The organism is Corynebacterium sp. HMSC074C11 (genome assembly GCF_001809455.1).
GTDB lineage: Bacteria > Actinomycetota > Actinomycetes > Mycobacteriales > Mycobacteriaceae > Corynebacterium > Corynebacterium amycolatum.
The window spans coordinates 1-19,159 of sequence record NZ_KV797730.1 but is presented as its reverse complement, the minus strand read 5'-3'; the positions used below and the strand labels follow the sequence as shown (position 1 = coordinate 19,159).

Here is a 19,159-nt window from a genome sequence, read left to right as displayed (position 1 = left end):
CTGTGCATCTGCGCTTGTGGGCGCCTCTAGGTAGCCGCTAGCGCAACTAAAAACTCCCGCACCAGGTTTTCTTGGTGCGGGAGTTTTTTTAATCGCGCCCCTGGTAGTCAAATACCGGCAGCGACCAGCCACGCCACAGCGCCGCTAGTCGAATGAACAGCGCCGACAGTACAGCGCAGATAATGTTGATGCTCTCGTGCAGGCCAACCATGTCGAGCACGTAGTAAAGCGTCGCCGCGACGACTGCGATGGAGGCATAGAGCTCCTTTTGGAACACCAGTGGGACGCGGTCACACATCAGGTCGCGGAGCACACCTCCAAACGCACCGGTAAGAACGGCGCCGACAATAGCGATGATGACACCGTGCCCCATCTCCATGGCCACGCGGGCACCGATGATGGAAAACGCCGACAAACCGATCGCGTCAGCGACCAAGAACACGACTCGGAAGTGCTTCATCAGGAAGTCGGCCAACAGCACCGTGATCAGTGCGGCACCGACGATAACCAGCAAATATTGTGGGCTTGCAACCCACACCAACGGATAGTGGCCGAGAATGACATCTCGCAGGGTGCCACCGCCGATGGCAGTCATGCACGCAATTGTTGAAACCCCAAAGAGATCCATGCGCATTCGACCGGCCGCTAGTGCGCCGGTGACGCCTTCGGCCGTAATTCCAATGACCCAGAGGATGTGGAGCAGCATGATAAGAAATATAAAGGACTTCGCCCGAATCGGTAGAACTGTCGGCTAAATACCCGCTGTCTTCGCTCCCCCACTCCTGCTTTCAGCTCGGCTCGGCCCTCTTCATTGCTTCCCAGCTAGCCCTGATCGCGAATCTCCAGCACCGGAATCGAGCGGCGAATCCGCTCCACCTCCGCCACATCCGCATCAGCCACGAGTAGCTGCGGACCGTAGCCCGCCGATGCAATAACCCCGCCGTCCGCATTGACCAGCATGGAGTGCCCCGCACCGGTAGGCCCCTCATCCTTACCCGCGGCCTTAGCCCCACCAGGCCGCGCCGCATCAACGGCCGCGATCACGCAAGTGCTGTCCAAGGCACGTGCCGAGACCAGAGTCTGCCACTGCGTCACCTTGCCCGGACCATCATTCCACGATGCAGGCAGCGCGATGACCTCCGCGCCCAGGATGGCCAGTTGAATGAATTGCTCCGGAAACCTGATGTCAAAGCATGTCGCAAGGCCGAGGGCGACCGACGATCCGTCGGCAAGCGGGACATCACACACCACGTGCGCGTTGCCCGGCGCGACGGTATCGGATTCGCGAAACCCGAAAGCGTCGAAGAGGTGGAGCTTGTCGTAGAACTCGACACCGGGGCCGTCCTCATCACGCCAAGCCAGGAGCAGCGAATTGAAGACGCGGTGCATCGTCTTACCGTCGCGCTCCACTTCATCTGCCGGGCGGAACATGCCGACTACCACGCTGATTCCGGCATCGTGAGCGGCCTGCGAGACCTCTGCTACAAACTTATCGCTGCTGGACTCCGCCACCACGTCAAGACGACCGGAATTGAACGCCTTCATCGTGGCCTCGGGGAAGACTACCAAATCGGCATTTTCCTGTACCGCCCGCGCGATGGTCTCCTTCACTGCGTCTAGATTTTCTTCAACCGATGCTGACAATTCTAACTGAGCCAGTGCAATACGCATGCCTAAATGCTACCGACTACCCCGGATTGACTGTCCTGAAGTTATCCACAGGACGTCGCCGTGCGTTGCTATCGCTCAGAGTTATCCACAGTTCGCTGAAGATGCTCTTCCGCTGCCTTTCGCCACCCAGCAGAATCAAAAACATGGCCGAACACATCACAGTCAATCCAGCTCAACTATCCGCCTTAAGCCGCTCTTACCAGCAGATTTCCACTCGTATTGATGGTCTTTCCACCATCGTCGCAGCTGCCCCGGGAAGTGCCGACCTCACCTCTGCCTTGCCCGGCTCACGGATTGTCCCCGCTGCCTCCACTACTTGTGGGAAGTGGTCGGAATCATTGCTTGCCGCGTGCACAAACATCGACGTTATTGCGCAGGCTGCCGATGCCCTCGCGGTCAGCGCTCTCGCGCACGAGCATGACCAGTCCGCCGCCTTGGAAAAGCCGTCATGGTCACGGTAGGCGAAGCGCTGCTGTGGCGTGTGGATTCGCTGGAGATCCTCGCCCGGGCGCTGCGTTCCGGGGCGCGCGCCCTCACCGATTCCGCCGACAGTTCCCAGGGCGCACTCAACGCGCTTTCAGAGGATGACTTCGCCGGCGACAACCGCAGCGCCGCCGAGGCTTCTGTCACCCGCAGCTCCACGCGTCTGCGCCGGAGCAGCGTAGCGCTCGAACGTCTCGCCGCCTGCTGCAGCGATACCGCCGCCATGCTTAACGACGTCATCCGCGAACTTACCGACGCGGTAAACCAGGCAACCAACCTGGGGTTTCAGGTGAATCTGGTTTCTGGTGCGGTGACTCCGCCGGAGGGCATGCTGTCTACGATTGCGCGCAGCCTCGTTCATCCCAAAATTCCTTCCGGGCCTTTCACCATGGCCGAATGGCGTGCAACCTCGCAGCTTCGGATTCAGTCGGCCTTGGCTGAACTCAACCGACTCGATGAGAAGGCGGCGGACGCAATCTCAGCTCTTTCACCACTGGTGGCAAGCGGAGCTAGTGGCTCGGGTAGATTGCAGCGATCGCAGGCTGGTAGTGGTACTGGCATCACTAGCGACAAAGGGATTGACGGTGGTTGGGACTTGGAAGTTGGGAGCGGATTGGCTGGGGCGTATTCGAGTAGCCCGCTATCAGAGATAGATGCCGCCATGTCCACTCGCGCCCGGGCTTTGGGGCTGCCTCCTGGACAACTATTGGAGTCCTCGCCTGGACATTCTGCGATTGCGTTCGGTGACGTTGAGCGAGCATCGACTGTGATCACTCTCGTCCCCGGTACCAGCTCTAGCGCGGAGGACGCTAGCAGGCAGTTCGAGCGTGTAGCCGCGACCTTCCACGCCGCCGGTGGAGATCCGGAGGATGTGGCGGTGGTGTTGTTTTCCTATGACGCGCCACCCAACCTCCGTGAGGCCATACGCACCGAGTATCACAATTTTGCTGCAGAGCGGCTGCAGCACTTGCAAGCCGGTTTGATTGAGCGTTCCGGTGGTGTCGATAGCGGTGACACTGCAATTGCCGGCGGCACTACCGCCCATGCCCAGTCTCCTACTCAGCGGCACGTTGTCGCCGGCTATAGCTATGGGGCGACGGTGGTCTCGCAGGCCTCTCTTGGTAGTGGCCTCTACGCGGATAGGGTGCTGCTCATAGCTCCGCCAGGTGTTGGCCCTGGACTGGAGCGTGCAAACGACATGAAACTGCTCAAGCCGGACGGTACAGCCCGACCCGAATATGAAAATAGCCACCGTGTGGCGGTGGCGACGTCCCCGATGGACCCCATTCGTATTCCTGCCGAACTGGGGATTCATGGGAAAAACCCGGCGGATAAAGACTTCGGCGCATACACACTCAACCTGAGTGAGCGTGGCCTGTCCATGCGAGACTTGGCCGAATTCATGGTCACTCCCGTGCAGGATATTCCTCAAAAGTATCGGCACGTTCAGGGCAACCCACACATCGAACACTACTTTGACGATGAAGTTTTCACCCGCGAGACCAACCGGTGGCTAACTGATAGCTGACCGGCGTCTCAGATCAACAGTTGCTTATCCGCGGCCCAAATTAACAAGCCAAGAGAAAACGGACTAAGCAGCCGACGCTGCTTAGTCCGTTCAATCACCCGTGTGGGTTATCCTCCCCAACACGATCACCTCTGCGCCCGCGCCGCGTGCGCGGCTCCCACATCACCACGGCCGTAGAGCGTGGGACGTGAACCAGTTCGCCACGCGAGCGGCGAGCCTGTGCCTTTGCCTGGTAGAGCTGCTCTCTCAGTTCTGCATTTTCCTGCTCAAGCGAATCCACCCTCTCAGTCAGGTCGATGATGGCCTTAATACCGGCCAGGTTGACGCCGTCTTCCTGACTCAGACGCTGAATCTCACGCAGCAGCGCCACATCGCGTTTAGTGTAGCGCCGACCTCCGCCGGAGGTGCGCTGCGGAGTTACTAACCCGAGTCGGTCATAATTACGCAGCGTTTGCGCATGCATGCCGGCGAGATTCGCAGCTACGGAAATGACATAGACCTCAGTTTTGTCGGACATTACTTCGCACCTGCCCAACCCTCACGAGGATTGAACCCGCTAGCACGCTCCGCTTCGACGTAGGAGCGCAATGTCGAAGTGGCATTGTCATCCAAATTGGTCGGTACCTTCACGCGCACGGTCACTAGCAGATCACCCGGAGTGCCATTGCGCTTTGGGATACCCCGACCGCGCACACGCAGTGTTCGGCCATCGGCTGTGCCAGCCGGCACACGCACGCGAATCTTGTCACCCAACGTCGGCACAGTAATGGTGCCGCCGAGTGCGAGTTCGCCGAAGCTCACCGGCACCGTGACCTCAAGGTCATTGCCGCTGCGGGTGAAGACTTCATCCGGGCGAACATGAACGGTGACAAAGAGGTCACCGGCCGGACGCCCTCGCAGTCCCGCTTCACCTTGGCCAGCAAGACGAACCTTCTGGCCGTCCACCACCCCTGCGGGGACGCGAACGGTGATGGTACGACGGCGGGTGGTCACACCGGTGCCGTTACACTGCGAGCAGGGATTCTCAATGCGAGTGCCCTGGCCACCACAGTCCGCACACGGACTGGAGAAGCCGAAGGCCCCCTTTTGCTCCTTGACATACCCCGAACCGTGACAGGTCGTGCACGTCACCGGCGAGGTTCCCGGCGCTGCACCCGAACCATTGCAGTTCGTGCATGGCGACGGGTTGGTGAGCTGCAGCGGGATGGTGACACCTTGGGCGGCCTCGCGGAAATCGAGCGTAATCTCTGTCTCCACATCCGCACCACGGCGGGCCTTCTGCCGCCCGGCAGCACCAGCGCCACCATTGCGGTTTACGAAGCCGCCCAGGAAATCACCTAGGCCACCTGCACCACCAGCATTGCCACCGAATCCGGCACCTCCGCCGAAGAGATCCGACACGTCGAAGTCGAATCCACGTCCACCGGCAGCACCGGCTCCGCCGGCACCTGCGGCACCGGGGAATCGGAAACCACCTGCGAGCGCTGCACGCAGCTCATCGTATTCGCGGCGCTTGTCCTCGTCACCGACCACCGAGTATGCCTCGGAGATTCGCTTGAACTTATCTTCAGCAGCCTTGTTGCCCGGGTTCTTATCCGGGTGGTTCTCCCGGGCTAACTTGCGGTAGGCCTTTTTAATCTCGTCGAGTGACGCAGACTTAGAGACGCCCAAGTCAGCGTAATAGTCCTTATCTGCCCATTCCCGTTGAGTCATGGTGCATCTCCTCCTTTCAAAAAACTAATTCAAAGAAATCTGCGTCACTTGTGTCTCCGCTACTGCGGATCGCCGATGATTACCATCGCCGTACGGATGACACGGTCATTAATGCGGTAGCCCTTGCGCAGCACATTGGCTAGAACCTTGTCATCCCCCTCGGAGAGATCCTGGACAGCCTCGTGGATGTCCGGGTCGAATTCCTCTCCTGCAGCACCAAACTCCTCAACACCCTGTGCGGTCAGCACGCCGCGGAACTTATCCGCGAAAGCCTTCAGCGGGGTGCCGTCTGCCAAGTCGCCGTGCTCTTCAGCCCGGTCGAGGTCATCAGCCAAAACCAGCAGTTCTCCAGCCAGCTTTGCCTTTGCCTGTACGCGCTCGGCCTCACGGTCTCGGTCAACTCGACGACGGTAGTTTGCGAACTCCGCCGACAGGCGCTGCAGGTCCTCCGTACGCTCATCCAACTCACGCTGGATGGCTGCGACTGGGTCTGCAGCTTCCTCCGCGGCGGTGTCGCCGGCGGCATTTTCGGTCGCCGGCTCCACGTCGTCGTCAAGCTTGGCCTGCTCGAAGACCTCGTTGACCTGATCGGCCAGGTTGGCCGGCTCCTCCGGGGTGGGCTGGTTTCCCTGATCCTGGTCAGTCATTCTTACTTGTCCTTCTCATCCTCGTCGACGACCTCAGCGTCAACGACGTTGTCGTCAGCGTCAGCGGCCTCAGCACCCTCGGCTGCGGTTGCACCCTCAGCTGCCTGAGCCTCGTAGATAGCCTTACCCATCTCCTGGCTCTCAGTGGACAGCTTCTCGACGGCGGACTTGATGGCCTCGATGTCGGAGCCCTTCAGAGCCTCGTCGACTTCCTTGGCAGCCTCTTCAACGCGGTCGCGGATGTCCTGGGAGACCTTGTCCTCGTTCTCCGATGCGAACTTGCGGGTCTGGTAAGCCATGGACTCAGCCGAGTTGCGGACTTCCTGCTCCTCGCGGCGCTTCTTGTCCTCGTCAGCGTGCTTCTCAGCGTCCTTGATCATCTGGTCGATCTCCTCCTTGGAGAGGCCGGAGCCGTCCTGGATGGTGATCGTGTTTTCCTTACCAGTGCCCTTGTCCTTAGCGGTGACGTGGACAATGCCGTTGGCGTCGATGTCGAAGGTGACCTCAATCTGCGGGACACCACGCGGTGCCGGAGCGATTCCGCCCAGCTCGAAAGAGCCCAGCAGCTTGTTGGCAGCAGCCATCTCACGCTCACCCTGGAAGACCTGAATCTGAACGCTCGGCTGGTTGTCTTCAGCAGTGGTGAAGGTCTCCGAACGCTTGGTCGGGATAGTGGTGTTGCGCTCGATCAGCTTGGTCATGACACCGCCCTTGGTCTCAATACCCAGCGACAGCGGGGTGACGTCGAGCAGCAGCACGTCCTTGACCTCACCGCGCAGAACGCCGGCCTGCAGAGCAGCACCAACTGCGACAACCTCGTCCGGGTTAACACCCTTGTTCGGCTCACGACCACCGGTCAGTTCCTTGACCAGCTCAGAGACTGCCGGCATACGGGTGGAACCACCGACCAGCACGACGTGGTCGATATCGGAAACCGGAACATCAGCGTCAGCAATGACCTGCTGGAACGGCTTACGAGTGCGATCAAGCAAATCGGAGGTGATGCGCTGGAACTCAGTACGGGACAGGGTCTCGTCCAGGAACAGCGGGTTCTTGTCAGCATCAACGGTGATGTACGGCAGGTTGATAGATGCCTGCTGCGAGGAGGACAGCTCAATCTTGGCCTTCTCAGCAGCCTCACGCAGACGCTGCAGAGCCATCTTGTCCTTGGTCAGGTCGATGCCGTTGCTGGACTGGAACTTCTCAACCAACCAGTCAACGATGCGCTGATCCCAGTCATCGCCACCGAGCTTGTTGTCACCAGCAGTTGCGCGAACCTCAACAACACCGTCGCCAATCTCCAGCAGGGAAACGTCGAAGGTACCACCACCGAGGTCGAAGACCAGAATGGTCTGCTCCTTGTCGGACTTCTCCAGGCCGTAAGCAAGTGCAGCAGCAGTCGGCTCATTAACAATGCGCAGAACGTTCAGGCCAGCAATCTGACCCGCTTCCTTGGTCGCCTGACGCTCAGCATCGTTGAAGTAAGCCGGAACGGTAATAACCGCATCAGTGACGTCGTCGCCCAGGTAAGACTCAGCGTCGCGCTTCAGCTTCATCAGCGTACGAGCGGAAATCTCCTGCGGAGTGTACTTCTTGTCATCGATCTCGATGCTCCAGTCAGTACCCATGTGGCGCTTGACCGAACGAATAGTGCGATCAACGTTGGTGACAGCCTGGTTCTTAGCGGACTGGCCAACCAGGACCTCACCATTCTTTGCAAATGCAACCACCGACGGAGTGGTGCGCGAACCCTCAGCGTTCGCAATCACCTGAGCCTCGCCGCCCTCGAGGACGGAGACACAGGAGTTCGTCGTACCCAAGTCAATACCAACAGCGCGTCCCATGATGAATACCTTTCTAGAAGAGTAAAAGAATTGCCCTTAAGTCTTACGCGCTCAAGTCTGCATTGCCGTAGAAAATCTGTCAAGCAAACTTGAGTGTGTCCGACTCAATGTTTGTCATGCTGTGCAACGGACTATGGGGCAAAGTTATTCCCACCCGACTCAACTTTTCTAGAAGATTTACCATCAACTCAGGTCAACGCAATAAAAGATTTTTCAATTTGCTTAACGACGGCACCCTTTTGCCAGTCTTCCCCGCCACACATAGGTAGCTCTTCCCGTTTTCAGGCTCTCCTTTAGCCCACCACCGTGAGACCAAACTGAGCCAACAGCGGCTGCAACGCAGTCGCTCCCGAGTTCGTGGCATCTTCCGTAAACATGTACGCGGTAATCCCCACCGCATAAATCTTGGTTGAATCCGATGGATCCACGGCCCAGATTGCACCACCGGAATCACCATGATCAACGATGCCGTCATAGGAAAAGGCCACACCACTTTCCACCGAACGGAATTGACCGCAGGAAATACCGGTGCGGTAACCAAGTCGACAAATCATCGGCTGCGTCGCAGTAAGCCAGTCAGGGTCAGCCGATCCAACCACTTGCACCCCTTCAATCGGCGGAGTACCGGTGACAAATTCGGGATTAACGGTCAGTTCGATTAACGCGTGATCAACACCTGCTACAATATTGTCAAACTGACTCCAGACAAATTCTCCGACCTGGTACGTCTCGCCCTCGGAATCTTCGATGTACACCAAATCCCCTCCTTCACCGCAGTGCCCTGCAGTGGCCATATAATGCCGATTTGGTTCAGCTTCGTTGAACACCCACCAGCCAAAGGAACACTCCGAGGCAGTGCCATCTCCATGAAGAACGGAGTACTTTCCGCCGGGCATGATGCTGCCCACATTTTCCAGGAACTCCCAGCCTTCACTGCTGTGCATAATCTGGCGCTGAGAGTTGTCATTCTGATTGAGAGGGTTGGACGCGACACTGCGCTGAGCATCACGATTGCCGCCGATAGCTGAGGCATCCAATGCGTCGGCCACGTTTGACGACGGCGCCTGCGTTGCGATGCCACTCTCGCCCATTTCAGCAGCCCCCGTTGAGTGGGTTGAGTGGTCAGCCGCGCTAGCGACATCCTGCGCTGAATCAACTACCTCACCACACGCGGTCAGCGACACCAACGCAGCACCTACAGCAGCCAACACACTAGCGCGCAGCTTTCGGCGAGCATTGCCGTTGCTACGAGATTTATTGCCGCTGTTTCGATCAGCCGCGTCAAAGGAGGTACCGAAATTTTCAGATTCGGTGAAATTGCCAGACAGACGCTTAGCCATTTTTATCTCCTGCTGCTCAGTAGGCGCTTTGCATTTCACTGACTTAGAGTCCGCAGGAGGCCAAAAGGTTCAAAAATTTGAAATTTTCTCCCCTGGGGTAGCCAAAAGGTTAAAGCAGAGAATTGAAAACCAAGCAGAGGTAACAAGCTAAATTTGTGAGTGCTTCCGCGGTTACCAGCTCATCCATGCCAGCCCCTGCAACGACTAACCCGCATTTACCGTAATTAATTAGTTTCGTCGTTGCTCTGAGCCAGCGTCAATCAGCTTTTGGAAACTCCGAAAATGCATTTCCGACATGCCTTAGGCAGGTCGAGCCACGTACTCGTTCCATATTTTTCGTATACAAGGAGTTTTCGTGCCTCAGAATGCACAACGACACCATTTCCCCTTTTTCCGTGGGCTCGCAGTAGCGTCGGCAAGCGCCGCACTAACCCTCACCTTCCCCGCCATTGCATCCGCACATGTGCATGCAACCCCGTCGTCTGCGCCAATTGGCGGTTACGCCGATCTGGCTTTCGGTGTCGGTCATGGCTGCGACGGTTCGCCAACGGCGAAGGTAGAGTTCACCATCCCGGAGGAGTTCGAAAAGGTCACGCCAAACGTGAATGCGAACTGGGATGTCACAAAGGAGTCGACTGGCTCCGGTGAAAATGAAAAAGTACAGAAGGTCATCTACACCGCAAAGACGCCACTGCCATCGGACCTGAAGGATTCTCTAACGCTCAGCGTGAAGGTGGCTGATGACGCGAAGCCGTCGACGGTTAAGGTGCCGACACTGCAGACCTGTGAAAAAGGGTCGATGAACTGGGCTGAAAAGGACCACGATAGCGATTACCCGGCCCCAACCGTGGACCTGGTTGAGAAGTCGGAGGACGATGAACATAGCCACGGTCACGACCACAGTCACAGTCATGACCACGGCAATAATCACGGCACCGACGAGACAGAGCACAGCGATAACCACTCGGATGACATCGAGCATTCCGCAGCTGCCACCAGCGAGGATTCCAGCAGCACGCTTGGCGGCTGGGGCCTGGGACTCGGCCTCGTGGGCGCGCTCACCGGTATTGCCGCATTGGTAGTTTCACTGCGCAAGCGAGGCTAAATCGCTTTGACGTTCCTTGAAGAGCTTTCCTGCTTTCACCGACACGGACGAACCATTGAATTTTTGAAACGGTTTTTCTAAGCGAATAAGGATTCAAGGGTCTGGTTTCCGATAGTTAATTGGAACCAGGCCCTTTCATCATTCCGCGACCAAACACCCTCTGCTAGAAAGCTACCGGCCCTCCGGTCCAACCCATGAGGAGCAGCTCAACCTAGCGGGCGAGTCACTGGAGAATGGTCAAATTAAACTGCTTAATCAACGGAGATAGAGCTGCGGCACCATTTGAAATTGCGTCATGAGGGAAGCCGTAACTTGTCATCCCCACTGCATAAATCCGGTTTGGGTCTTCTGGATCCACAGCCCAAACTGCCCCGCCAGAATCGCCATGGTCCGAAATATTTCCGAAGCCGAACATGTAGCTCCCCACAGTCTCTTTGTAGGGGCCACATGAAAGCCCACTACGGTACCCAAGACGGCAAACGCGAGGTTGTTCTTGCTCAAGCCATTGAGGACTTGCCCAGCCCGCTAACTCCGCACCCTTGAGCATGGGAGTGCCGTGAACATACTTAGGGTCAACAGTCAACTCAATCAATGCATGATCTGTCGGATTGTTCTTAGCCTCCAGATCGAGCGAACTCCAGACAAATTGTCCGACTTTATAGAACTTCCCTTTTTCATCCTCTACGTATACGTTGTCTCCCTTGTTCCCGCAGTGCCCAGCACTTGTAATGTAGTGTCGCCGGGGTTCATCCTTGTTGTACACCCACCACGCAAAAGAACAAGATGAAGTCGAATCATCAGCACCCTTCACAAGAAAGCGAGCTCCCGGCGCAATAAGCGCTGAGTTTTCGAGGAACTCCCATCCTTGACTATTGCGGTAGATTTTCTCATTCTCTGGATTACTAGGCTCCAGCTTGGTCGAACCATCACCCATCCCCTCAACATCGGTGCCCGATTCCGCTGTACCGGTGTCTGATTTATCGGCACTATCACCGGGTTTTTCCATCCCCGAACTGGGCGCACTAGTCGAAGATTGGCTGTCATCGCCCTGAGACTGCTCTGCATTTTCTCCCTGCGAAGTTGATGTTGCAGAGCTTTCTCCGACCCCCATAGCGTTTTTCAAAGAATCTGCATCACATGCAGTCAGCCCCACTGCCAGCAAAGCCGCAATTGTTGAAGCCCAAACTCGTTGCTTGAATGACTTGCCCCTCTTACCGTTTCCCTCGGTGACCAAACCGACACTCGATGATGTAAGCGAGCGTGTCTCCATTTCCGGATTCATATCAATACTCCTGTGGCGCTTAGTCATTTCACTCGATGGACCCCACATATGCCCGCGGATGCAAACTTTTGCGTAGGTTTTCGGTCATCTGATGAGCTTTTGTCGCGATTGGACTGCTAGCTTCGTCGTAAGCATAAGAGGAAACCTTCCATTTGGCATCAAAAGGTGAATAAGTTTTCGGCACTTTCTTATAACGTCGTTACTCCAGCTCCGCCCATAAGACGCCACAAAATAGATTCCCGACCGCGCTGACCTACCCTGCCGCCGCTTTCCCACCCAGGAAAGCGGCGATGCAATCGTCGTGAAGCCCCACCCAAATCCAGCCTCACGGGTAACCTCGCTTACAACCTGATTTCTATTACCGCTTTGGAGACACGAATATGTCCGAGTACACCAACATCCTCACCGAAACCCGCGGTCGCGTCGGCATTATTACCCTGAACCGCCCGAAGGCGCTGAACGCCCTCAATCACAAGACCATGGAAGAGATCGGCGCAGCAGCCACCGCTTTCGACAGCGATGCAGGCATTGGCGCGATTATCATCACCGGCTCCGAGAAGGCGTTTGCCGCAGGTGCGGACATTAAGGAGATGGCGGACAAGTCCGGCACCGAGATGTACATCTCCGATTGGTTCGCACGTTGGGATGTTCTGACTTCCGTCCGCACTCCAGTTATCGCCGCCGTCAACGGCTACGCACTGGGCGGTGGCTGCGAGGTCGCCATGATGGCGGACTTCATCATCGCTGGCGCTAAAGCCAAGTTCGGCCAGCCTGAGGTTAACCTCGGCATCTCTCCGGGTATGGGCGGCTCGCAGCGCCTCACTCGCGCAATCGGCAAGGCCAAGGCCATGGAGATGTGCCTGACCGGGCGCATGATGGGTGCCGAGGAGGCCGAGTCCGCAGGCCTGGTCGCCCGCGTCGTCGAACCGGAGGCGCTTCTCGACGAGGCCTTGAAGGTCGCCGACACCATTGCGTCGAAGTCGCTGGTTGCCACTACCCAGATTAAGGAACAGATTAACCAGGCCTACGAAATGACGCTGTCGCAGGGACTGCTCTTTGAGCGTCGCACCTTCCACTCCCTATTCTCCTCCAATGACCAGAAGGAAGGCATGGCCGCTTTCACCGAAAAGCGTGAGGCAAACTTCACCAATTCCTAAGAGTGCGCGGGGCGCGGGGGCGCAGGCGTGTGCCGTGCAGGAGGTGCGGGGTGCGGGACGTGTGCGCGGTAAATGTCGGCGCGAACGCCCACCAGCGCACCACACGCACGTTTTTGCCAGCTTTTTGTAGGAAGTAGCGCCGAATTCGCGGTTACTTCCTACAAAAAGCTGGCAAAAACATTTCAAGGGGGGGGGGGAGGCAAGGCCGCACCGGGGCCAAGACCGCCCAGGGAGGGGCCGACGCTGACCGCCGACCTCCCGCCTACCGCCCTACCCCTTCAGACCGGGGAAGTCAGTGTCCGCGTACTCGGTCGAGGCCTTGGACTCGCCGCCATCACTGGCGTGGATCTCACCTTCGCGTTTACGCAGGTCAACACGGCGAATTTTGCCGGACACCGTCTTCGGCAGTTCGTAGAACTCAAGGCGGCGAATCCTCTTGTACGGTGCCAGATTGTCGTGGCAGTACTTGAGGATCGACTCCGCCACCTCAGCGGACGGCTCGGCGGACGCCACCAACGCAACATATGCCTTAGGCACTGCCAGACGAATCGGGTCCGGCGACGGCACTACCGCCACCTCCGCCACCGAGGGATGCTCGATCACCACGGATTCGAGCTCAAACGGCGACAATCGATAGTCCGACGCCTTGAAGACGTCGTCGGCACGCCCAATGTAGGAGATGTACCCGTCGGCGTCGCGCTCGGCGATATCGCCCGAGTGGTAGTAGCCATCGGCGAAGACTTCGTCATTCTTCTCCGGCGCTCCGTAGTAACCCGGCGTGAGGCCCACGGGCCGGGGGCGAGGTTCAGGCAGATCTCGCCGGTGTCTCCGATTTCGCCGGTCGCGGGGTCAATCAGAACCACATCCATGCCTGGCAGCGGGCGACCCATCGACCCCGGCTTGACCTTCTGGCCCGGCGTGTTGGCAATCTGAACGCTGGATTCCGTCTGCCCGAAACCATCGCGAATGGAGGTCTTCCACGCCTGCTCCACAATGTTGATGAGCTCAGGATTCAGCGGCTCACCTGCAGCAACGAGCTTCTTCGGCGGGGTCTTGAGCCGGGTCAGGTCCGCCTGTACCAGCATTCGCCACACGGTCGGCGGGGCGCAGAAGCTGGTGACGCCCTCCTCGGCCATCTTGCCCATGAGCGCGGCGGCGTCGAAACGCGTGTAGTTGTACAGGAAGATTGTCGCCCCCGCGATCCACGGCGCGAAGAAGTTCGACCAGGCGTGCTTCGCCCAGCCGGGCGCGGCTACGTTGAGGTGCACATCGCCGGGCTCCAGGCCAATCCAGTACATGGTGGACAGGTGCCCCACTGGGTAGGAGGTGTGCGTGTGTTCGACAAGCTTCGCCTTGGATGTCGTGCCGGAGGTGAAGTACAGCAGCAGCGTCTCGTCGGCCGCGGTCTCCTGCTGCGGGGTGAAGCCCTCCGGTGCGGTGTGCGATTCACGGTAGAAGACGGTCGGGTGCGCGCCTTGCGCCGGCTTCGCTTCCGAGCCGACCTGAATGACGGTGATGTCTGCGTCGACGCCGTCGAACTTCGTGGCATCGTCCGGGTTGACCACCACCCAGCGCACCTCGGCGCGCTCCACGCGATCTTGCAGGTCCGCTGTGCCGAGCATTGCGGTCGCAGGGTTGAGCACCAGCCCCGCCTTGATGCAGGCGAGCATTGATTCCCAGAGTTCGACCTGGTTGTTCAGCATCAACATGACGCGGTCGCCACGGCGGGCGCCGAGCCCGAGCAGCCAGTTCGCCAGCTGGTCGGAGCGCCGTGACAGTTCCGCGAAGGTGCGCCGAGTAGCACCGCCGTCGATTTCGGTGATAACCAACGCTTCCTTGTCCGCGGTCGCGGGGTCGGCGCCGCGGCCGGCTTCAAAATTCTCGCCACCTCCCGCCCAGGCCCCATGCGCGAGGCAATCATCTCCACCGTGCTGCCCACCGCCACCGTCGTCGACTATGAAGAGCTAGCTTCGCTTGCCGACGTCGTCATCTTCGCGGTCCCGAATACAGAGGTGGCAAACTTCGACCTCTCCAAAGTGCGCGGAACAATTATCGACGCCACCAACCCCTGGGAGGCCACCGGAACCAACTCCGCAGAGTCCGTAACAACGGCGGACCTCGCCAAGCGATCCCCAGGGGCCCACATCGCCAAGACGCTAAACCACGTCTCCTATGAAGAACTGATTAGCGACTACCGAACCCCGGAAGAGATCGCCGAGGGCGCACCGCGCCGAGCAATCGCGGTCATGTCGACTGACCCGGCGGCCCTCGAGGCCGCACGAGCAACAGTCGAAGCCTTCGGATTTGAACCCGTGCCCGTTGACGTGAGCGTCGGCAAGCGATTTAGGCCCGACGGCGACCTTTTCGGAGTGTGGCTATCTGCAGATCAGATGAGGCAGGCGGTCGAGGAATAGAAGCGCCAACTAACTCCTGGGGCTAGTAGCGAATGGCCATGCGACCATCGATCTTGCCCTGGCGCATCAGCTCGAAGACGTCATTAATCTCATGCAGCGAGCACTCCTTAACGGTCGGCTTGACCAGCCCGCGGGCGTAGAAGTCGAGAGCCTCGGCCATATCCTGGCGCGTGCCGACAAGTGAACCACGAATAGTGAGATTGCGGAAGACAATGTCGAACACACTCGCCGGGAACTCCCCCGGCGGAAGGCCATTGAAGACAATGGTTCCATCGCGGCGCGCCATACCAAGAGCCTGGCCGAACGCATCCCTATGGACAGCAGTGACCAGAATGCCGTGAGCTCCACCATCGGTATAGGCCTGAACCGCCTGGACCGGATCCTCATCCTTGGCGTTTACCACGAACTCGGCACCCCACTCCTTTGCGTGGTCGAGTTTGTCTTCCGCGATATCCACGGCGATTACACGCATACCCATCGCCTTGGCGTACTGGATCGCCAAATGCCCCAATCCACCGACGCCGGAGACCACCATAAACTGACCCGGCTTCGTTTCGGAAACCTTGAGGCCCTTATATACAGTCACGCCGGCGCAGAGAATCGGCGCAGCCTCCAGGTAGTCCACGCCCTCCGGTATGCGAGCGGCATACCGCGTGTCGACCAGCATGTACTCGCCAAAGGAACCGTCCTGGGTATAGCCGCCATACTCGGCGTCGTTGCACTGAGTCTCACGACCGGTCCGGCAGTACTCACAGTCGCCACACGCGGACCACAGCCATGCATTGCCGACAATGTCACCCACGCTGACCGAATGCTTTCCAGGACCGAGCTCGATCACCTCACCGATTCCCTCATGCCCCGGAATGAAGGGCGGCTCCGGCTTCACCGGCCAGTCCCCCTCTGTCGCATGCAAGTCAGTGTGGCAGACGCCGGAGGCAATCAATTTCACGAGCGCCTGATTCAGCCCCGGCTTTGGCAGATCGACGTCGCGAACATTGAGGTTTGGCCCGAATTCATCAACAACTGCGGCAGTGAACTGGGAGGACTGCCCAGAACGGACACGGTCTGGCTGCACGGAGGTCATAATCAATCAACTCCTTGACTGGTCGGAAAACAACTGACGTGCAACCCCACGCTTTTTAAAAACGGTTTGCATTAGTATATTTCGTTTCGTTTGTAAAACTGTGGGGCGCAAAAGTCAGCATACAGTGACGCACGCCACACTGTAAACCCTTATTTTTCTAATGAAACATATTTAGAGCATGATCAGCGGACGGAATTAAGAAACCCATTCGTTGCGAAAATCGCCGAAAACGCGCAGGTTACACCGCATAGCCATGATTTCAGCACTAATTACGGCGTTAGTTATGTACACGTCCTTGGCTCGTGATACAACTCACAAGAGAACTATTTTCACTCAGCCATCACCCTGGCTGAGCCAGCCTAGAAGGAACATTATGAGCGTGCTCAACCTCGCCGCAGCGACGGCTGACACGGCGATTCCGGAATCTACCGGATTCACCGTCGCAGTCGGCGTTATTGGCGTCCTGTTGTCCCTGCCCTGCTGGTTCATCTTTATCAAGGGATTCACCCATATGGTGAAGACCATCATGGTGGGCCAAAAGACATACGGTCACACCGGTGAATGGGGAACCCGTATTTGGACCATGATCCGAGAGATCGTCGGTCACACCAAGATGGCCAAGAAGCCCGGCGTTGCTGTGGCTCACTGGTTCGTCATGGTGGGCTTCCTCCTCGGCTCCCTGGTGTGGTTCGAGGCTTACATTCAGACCTTCTGGCCAGCCGGTGGTTGGCCAATCCTCAGGAATCTGACCGCCTGGCACTTCATCGACGAACTGCTCGGCCTGGGCACCACCCTGGGCATCCTGGCGCTAATCATCGTCCGCCAGACCAACCTGGGCAAGGAGCGCCTGAGCCGCTTCTACGGCTCCAACGCTGGTGCTGCTTATTTCGTCGAGGCTGTCGTCCTCATCGAGGGCCTGGGCATGATGTTCGTCAAGGCAGCCAAGCTGGCTACCTACGGCGACTCCCATCACGCCGAGGTCTGGAACTGGGCGAACTTCGTCACCGGCGGTATCGCACAGATTCTGCCGGCCTCCGAAGTCATGGTGTCCATCTTCGCGCTGATTAAGCTGCTGTCCGGTATGGTCTGGCTCTTCGTTGTTGGCCGCAACCTGACTTGGGGTGTCGCATGGCACCGCTTCCTGGCATTCGCCAACATCCTGCTCAAGCGCAACGCTGATGGCTACAACGCCCTCGCTAGTGCTAAGCCGATGACCTCTAACGGCGAGATTTTGAACCTGGAAGAGGCTGACCCAGAAGTTGACTCCATGGGTACCGGTGTGGTCACCGACCACTCCTGGAAGGCTCTGCTGGACTTCACCTCTTGTACTGAGTGTGGCCGCTGCCAGGAGCAGTGCCCGGCATGGAACACGTCCAAGCCACTGTCCCCGAAGCTGCTGGTTAACCAGCTGCGTGACCACGCTTACGCTTCTGCCCCGTACCTGCTGGCTGGCGAGACCATCGAAACCGCTCGCGAGGGCGAAGGCGCTGGCGCAGCACTCCTGACCAAGCCGCTGGTTGGCGACGGTGACGAAGGCGTCATCGATCAGGATGTCCTGTGGTCTTGCACCAACTGTGGTGCCTGTGTCGAGCAGTGCCCGGTTGATATTGAGCACATCGACCACATCGTCGATATGCGCCGCTACCAGGTTCTGGTCGAGTCGGACTTCCCGACCGAATTGGCTGGCCTGTTCAAGAACCTCGAGACCAAGGGCAACCCGTGGGGTCAGAACGCTTCCACTCGTGCCGACTGGATTAACGAGGTCCGCAAGGAAGGCGTCGTCGTCCCGATTTGGGGCGAAGATGTCGAGAGCTTCGACGACACCGAATACCTGTTCTGGGTCGGTTGCGCCGGTGCTTACGACGACAATGCGAAGAAGACCACCAAGGCTGTTGCAGAAATGCTTTACACCGCCGGTGTGAAGTACGCTGTACTCTCCCAGGCTGAGGGTTGTACTGGTGATTCCGCTCGCCGCGCTGGTAACGAGTTCCTCTTCCAGATGCTGGCAGAGCAGAACATCGAGCAGCTCGACGAGGTCTTCGACGGTGTGCCGCCGAAGCAGCGCAAAATTGTTGTTACCTGTGCACACTGCTTCAACACCTTCAAGAACGAGTACCCAGAGCTGGGCGGACAGTACGAGGTTGTCCACCACACCCAGCTGCTGAACAAGCTGGTTCGCGCTAACCGACTGCAGCCGGTTGCTTCCGGCCAGGGCCGCCAGGTCACCTACCACGACCCATGCTTCCTGGGCCGTCACAACAAGGTCTTCGAGGCTCCGCGCGAGCTGATTGGCGCGTCCGGCGCTAACCTCGTCGAAATGCCGCGCAACAAGAACACCGGCTTCTGCTGTGGTGCTGGTGGCGCGCGTATGTGGATGGAAGAAACCATCGGTCAGCGCATCAACGTCAACCGCACCGAAGAGGCTGTCGGCACTGGCGCTGAGGCAATTGCCATCGGCTGCCCGTTCTGTAAGACGATGATGAATGACGGCGTCAACAACGTCATCGAGGACGACGAGAAGAAGCCGGAAGTCCTGGACATCGCCCAGATGCTCCGCGACTCTGTGAAGGTCGACGGCGAGCTGCCACAGGCACGTGAGCCGGAGTGGATTGAGCAGCCAGAGCGTGGCTGGGTCGATCCGAAGAAGGCTGAAGAGGAAGAGCGTCAGCGCCTCGAGGCAGAGGAAGCTAAGCGCAAGAAGGCCGAGGCTGCCGAGAAGAAGAAGGCAGAAAAGGCTGCTGCTGCCGGCGCTGGTGCCGCAGCTGCTGGTGCTGCTGCAGGCGCTGCCGCCAAGGGCGGCGCTCCGACCCCAGGTGGCGCTCCAAAGCCTGGCGGCGCTAAGAGCGGCGCACCGACTCCGGGTGGTGCCAAGAAGGGTGCTCCAGCTCCGG

General features: G+C 58.5%; 15 protein-coding genes and 1 pseudogene. 6 read left to right on the top strand and 10 right to left on the bottom strand.

What is annotated here, in order from left to right; translation table 11 throughout:
- Nucleotides 1-88: 88 nt before the first annotated feature.
- Together HMPREF2614_RS05425 and HMPREF2614_RS05420 are read right to left on the bottom strand one after the other, a co-directional pair.
- On the bottom strand, nucleotides 89-706 hold the full coding sequence (locus HMPREF2614_RS05425) for a trimeric intracellular cation channel family protein (protein ID WP_038626783.1): 618 nt from the start codon (nucleotides 704-706) through the stop codon (nucleotides 89-91).
- Between the two features lie 116 nt (nucleotides 707-822).
- Nucleotides 823-1,671: a nitrilase-related carbon-nitrogen hydrolase gene (locus tag HMPREF2614_RS05420; RefSeq protein WP_070560407.1), complete on the bottom strand. Its 849-nt coding sequence runs from the start codon at nucleotides 1,669-1,671 to the stop codon at nucleotides 823-825.
- Nucleotides 1,672-1,814: 143 nt separating this feature from the next.
- Here HMPREF2614_RS05420 and HMPREF2614_RS05415 point away from each other — a divergent pair, with 143 nt between their 5' ends.
- Together HMPREF2614_RS05415 and HMPREF2614_RS05410 are read left to right on the top strand one after the other, a co-directional pair.
- Nucleotides 1,815-2,132 carry a hypothetical protein gene (locus HMPREF2614_RS05415; RefSeq protein WP_038626786.1) on the top strand — a complete coding sequence of 106 codons (318 nt, stop codon included), beginning with the start codon at nucleotides 1,815-1,817 and terminating at the stop codon, nucleotides 2,130-2,132.
- Nucleotides 2,120-3,682: an alpha/beta hydrolase gene (locus HMPREF2614_RS05410; RefSeq protein ID WP_038626788.1), complete on the top strand. Its 1,563-nt coding sequence runs from the start codon at nucleotides 2,120-2,122 to the stop codon at nucleotides 3,680-3,682. The genes HMPREF2614_RS05415 and HMPREF2614_RS05410 overlap by 13 nt, the downstream gene beginning before the upstream one ends.
- 94 nt (nucleotides 3,683-3,776) lie before the next feature.
- Here HMPREF2614_RS05410 and HMPREF2614_RS05405 read toward each other — a convergent pair whose 3' ends face one another.
- From HMPREF2614_RS05405 to HMPREF2614_RS05385, 5 genes are all read right to left on the bottom strand, one after another.
- Complete coding sequence (locus HMPREF2614_RS05405) at nucleotides 3,777-4,199, bottom strand: heat shock protein transcriptional repressor HspR (protein WP_070560405.1); 423 nt, start codon at nucleotides 4,197-4,199, stop codon at nucleotides 3,777-3,779.
- On the bottom strand, nucleotides 4,199-5,395 hold the full coding sequence (gene dnaJ / locus HMPREF2614_RS05400) for a molecular chaperone DnaJ (protein ID WP_038626794.1): 1,197 nt from the start codon (nucleotides 5,393-5,395) through the stop codon (nucleotides 4,199-4,201). The genes HMPREF2614_RS05405 and dnaJ overlap by 1 nt, the downstream gene beginning before the upstream one ends.
- A 59-nt stretch (nucleotides 5,396-5,454) precedes the next feature.
- Nucleotides 5,455-6,042 carry a nucleotide exchange factor GrpE gene (grpE, locus tag HMPREF2614_RS05395; RefSeq protein WP_038626795.1) on the bottom strand — a complete coding sequence of 196 codons (588 nt, stop codon included), beginning with the start codon at nucleotides 6,040-6,042 and terminating at the stop codon, nucleotides 5,455-5,457.
- A gap of 2 nt (nucleotides 6,043-6,044) precedes the next feature.
- The gene (dnaK, locus tag HMPREF2614_RS05390) at nucleotides 6,045-7,886 is read right to left on the bottom strand and encodes a molecular chaperone DnaK (protein ID WP_016421564.1); all 1,842 of its coding nucleotides are present in this window, start codon (nucleotides 7,884-7,886) and stop codon (nucleotides 6,045-6,047) included.
- Between the two features lie 293 nt (nucleotides 7,887-8,179).
- Nucleotides 8,180-9,226: a chymotrypsin family serine protease gene (locus HMPREF2614_RS05385; RefSeq protein WP_070560403.1), complete on the bottom strand. Its 1,047-nt coding sequence runs from the start codon at nucleotides 9,224-9,226 to the stop codon at nucleotides 8,180-8,182.
- A 355-nt stretch (nucleotides 9,227-9,581) separates the two neighbouring features.
- On the opposite strand from HMPREF2614_RS05385, the gene HMPREF2614_RS05380 reads away from it, so the two are divergent.
- Entirely contained in the window at nucleotides 9,582-10,331 is a 750-nt protein-coding gene (locus HMPREF2614_RS05380) for a YcnI family protein (RefSeq protein ID WP_070560401.1), read from the top strand.
- 223 nt (nucleotides 10,332-10,554) lie between these two features.
- Here the strand turns inward: HMPREF2614_RS05380 and HMPREF2614_RS05375 are convergent, their stop codons facing one another.
- Nucleotides 10,555-11,613 (bottom strand): chymotrypsin family serine protease, encoded by a 1,059-nt coding sequence (locus HMPREF2614_RS05375; protein ID WP_070560399.1) that lies wholly within the window; start codon nucleotides 11,611-11,613, stop codon nucleotides 10,555-10,557.
- A 380-nt stretch (nucleotides 11,614-11,993) separates the two neighbouring features.
- On the opposite strand from HMPREF2614_RS05375, the gene HMPREF2614_RS05370 reads away from it, so the two are divergent.
- Complete coding sequence (locus tag HMPREF2614_RS05370; protein ID WP_070560397.1) at nucleotides 11,994-12,770, top strand: enoyl-CoA hydratase; 777 nt, start codon at nucleotides 11,994-11,996, stop codon at nucleotides 12,768-12,770.
- 270 nt (nucleotides 12,771-13,040) lie between these two features.
- On the opposite strand, the pseudogene HMPREF2614_RS05365 reads toward HMPREF2614_RS05370, so the two are convergent.
- Nucleotides 13,041-14,614: pseudogene (locus HMPREF2614_RS05365) on the bottom strand (AMP-binding protein); the annotation flags it as partial.
- Nucleotides 14,615-14,674: 60 nt separating this feature from the next.
- Between HMPREF2614_RS05365 and HMPREF2614_RS05360 the strand changes: the two are divergent.
- A complete protein-coding gene (locus HMPREF2614_RS05360; RefSeq protein ID WP_070560395.1) occupies nucleotides 14,675-15,184 on the top strand; it encodes an NAD(P)-binding domain-containing protein in 510 nt (169 codons plus the stop codon).
- Nucleotides 15,185-15,206: 22 nt separating this feature from the next.
- Here HMPREF2614_RS05360 and adhP read toward each other — a convergent pair whose 3' ends face one another.
- The gene (gene adhP, locus HMPREF2614_RS05355) at nucleotides 15,207-16,268 is read right to left on the bottom strand and encodes an alcohol dehydrogenase AdhP (RefSeq protein ID WP_070429398.1); all 1,062 of its coding nucleotides are present in this window, start codon (nucleotides 16,266-16,268) and stop codon (nucleotides 15,207-15,209) included.
- A gap of 373 nt (nucleotides 16,269-16,641) precedes the next feature.
- Here adhP and HMPREF2614_RS05350 point away from each other — a divergent pair.
- A partial coding sequence (locus tag HMPREF2614_RS05350; protein WP_070560393.1) for a (Fe-S)-binding protein occupies nucleotides 16,642-19,159 on the top strand: 2,518 nt, incomplete at its 3' end.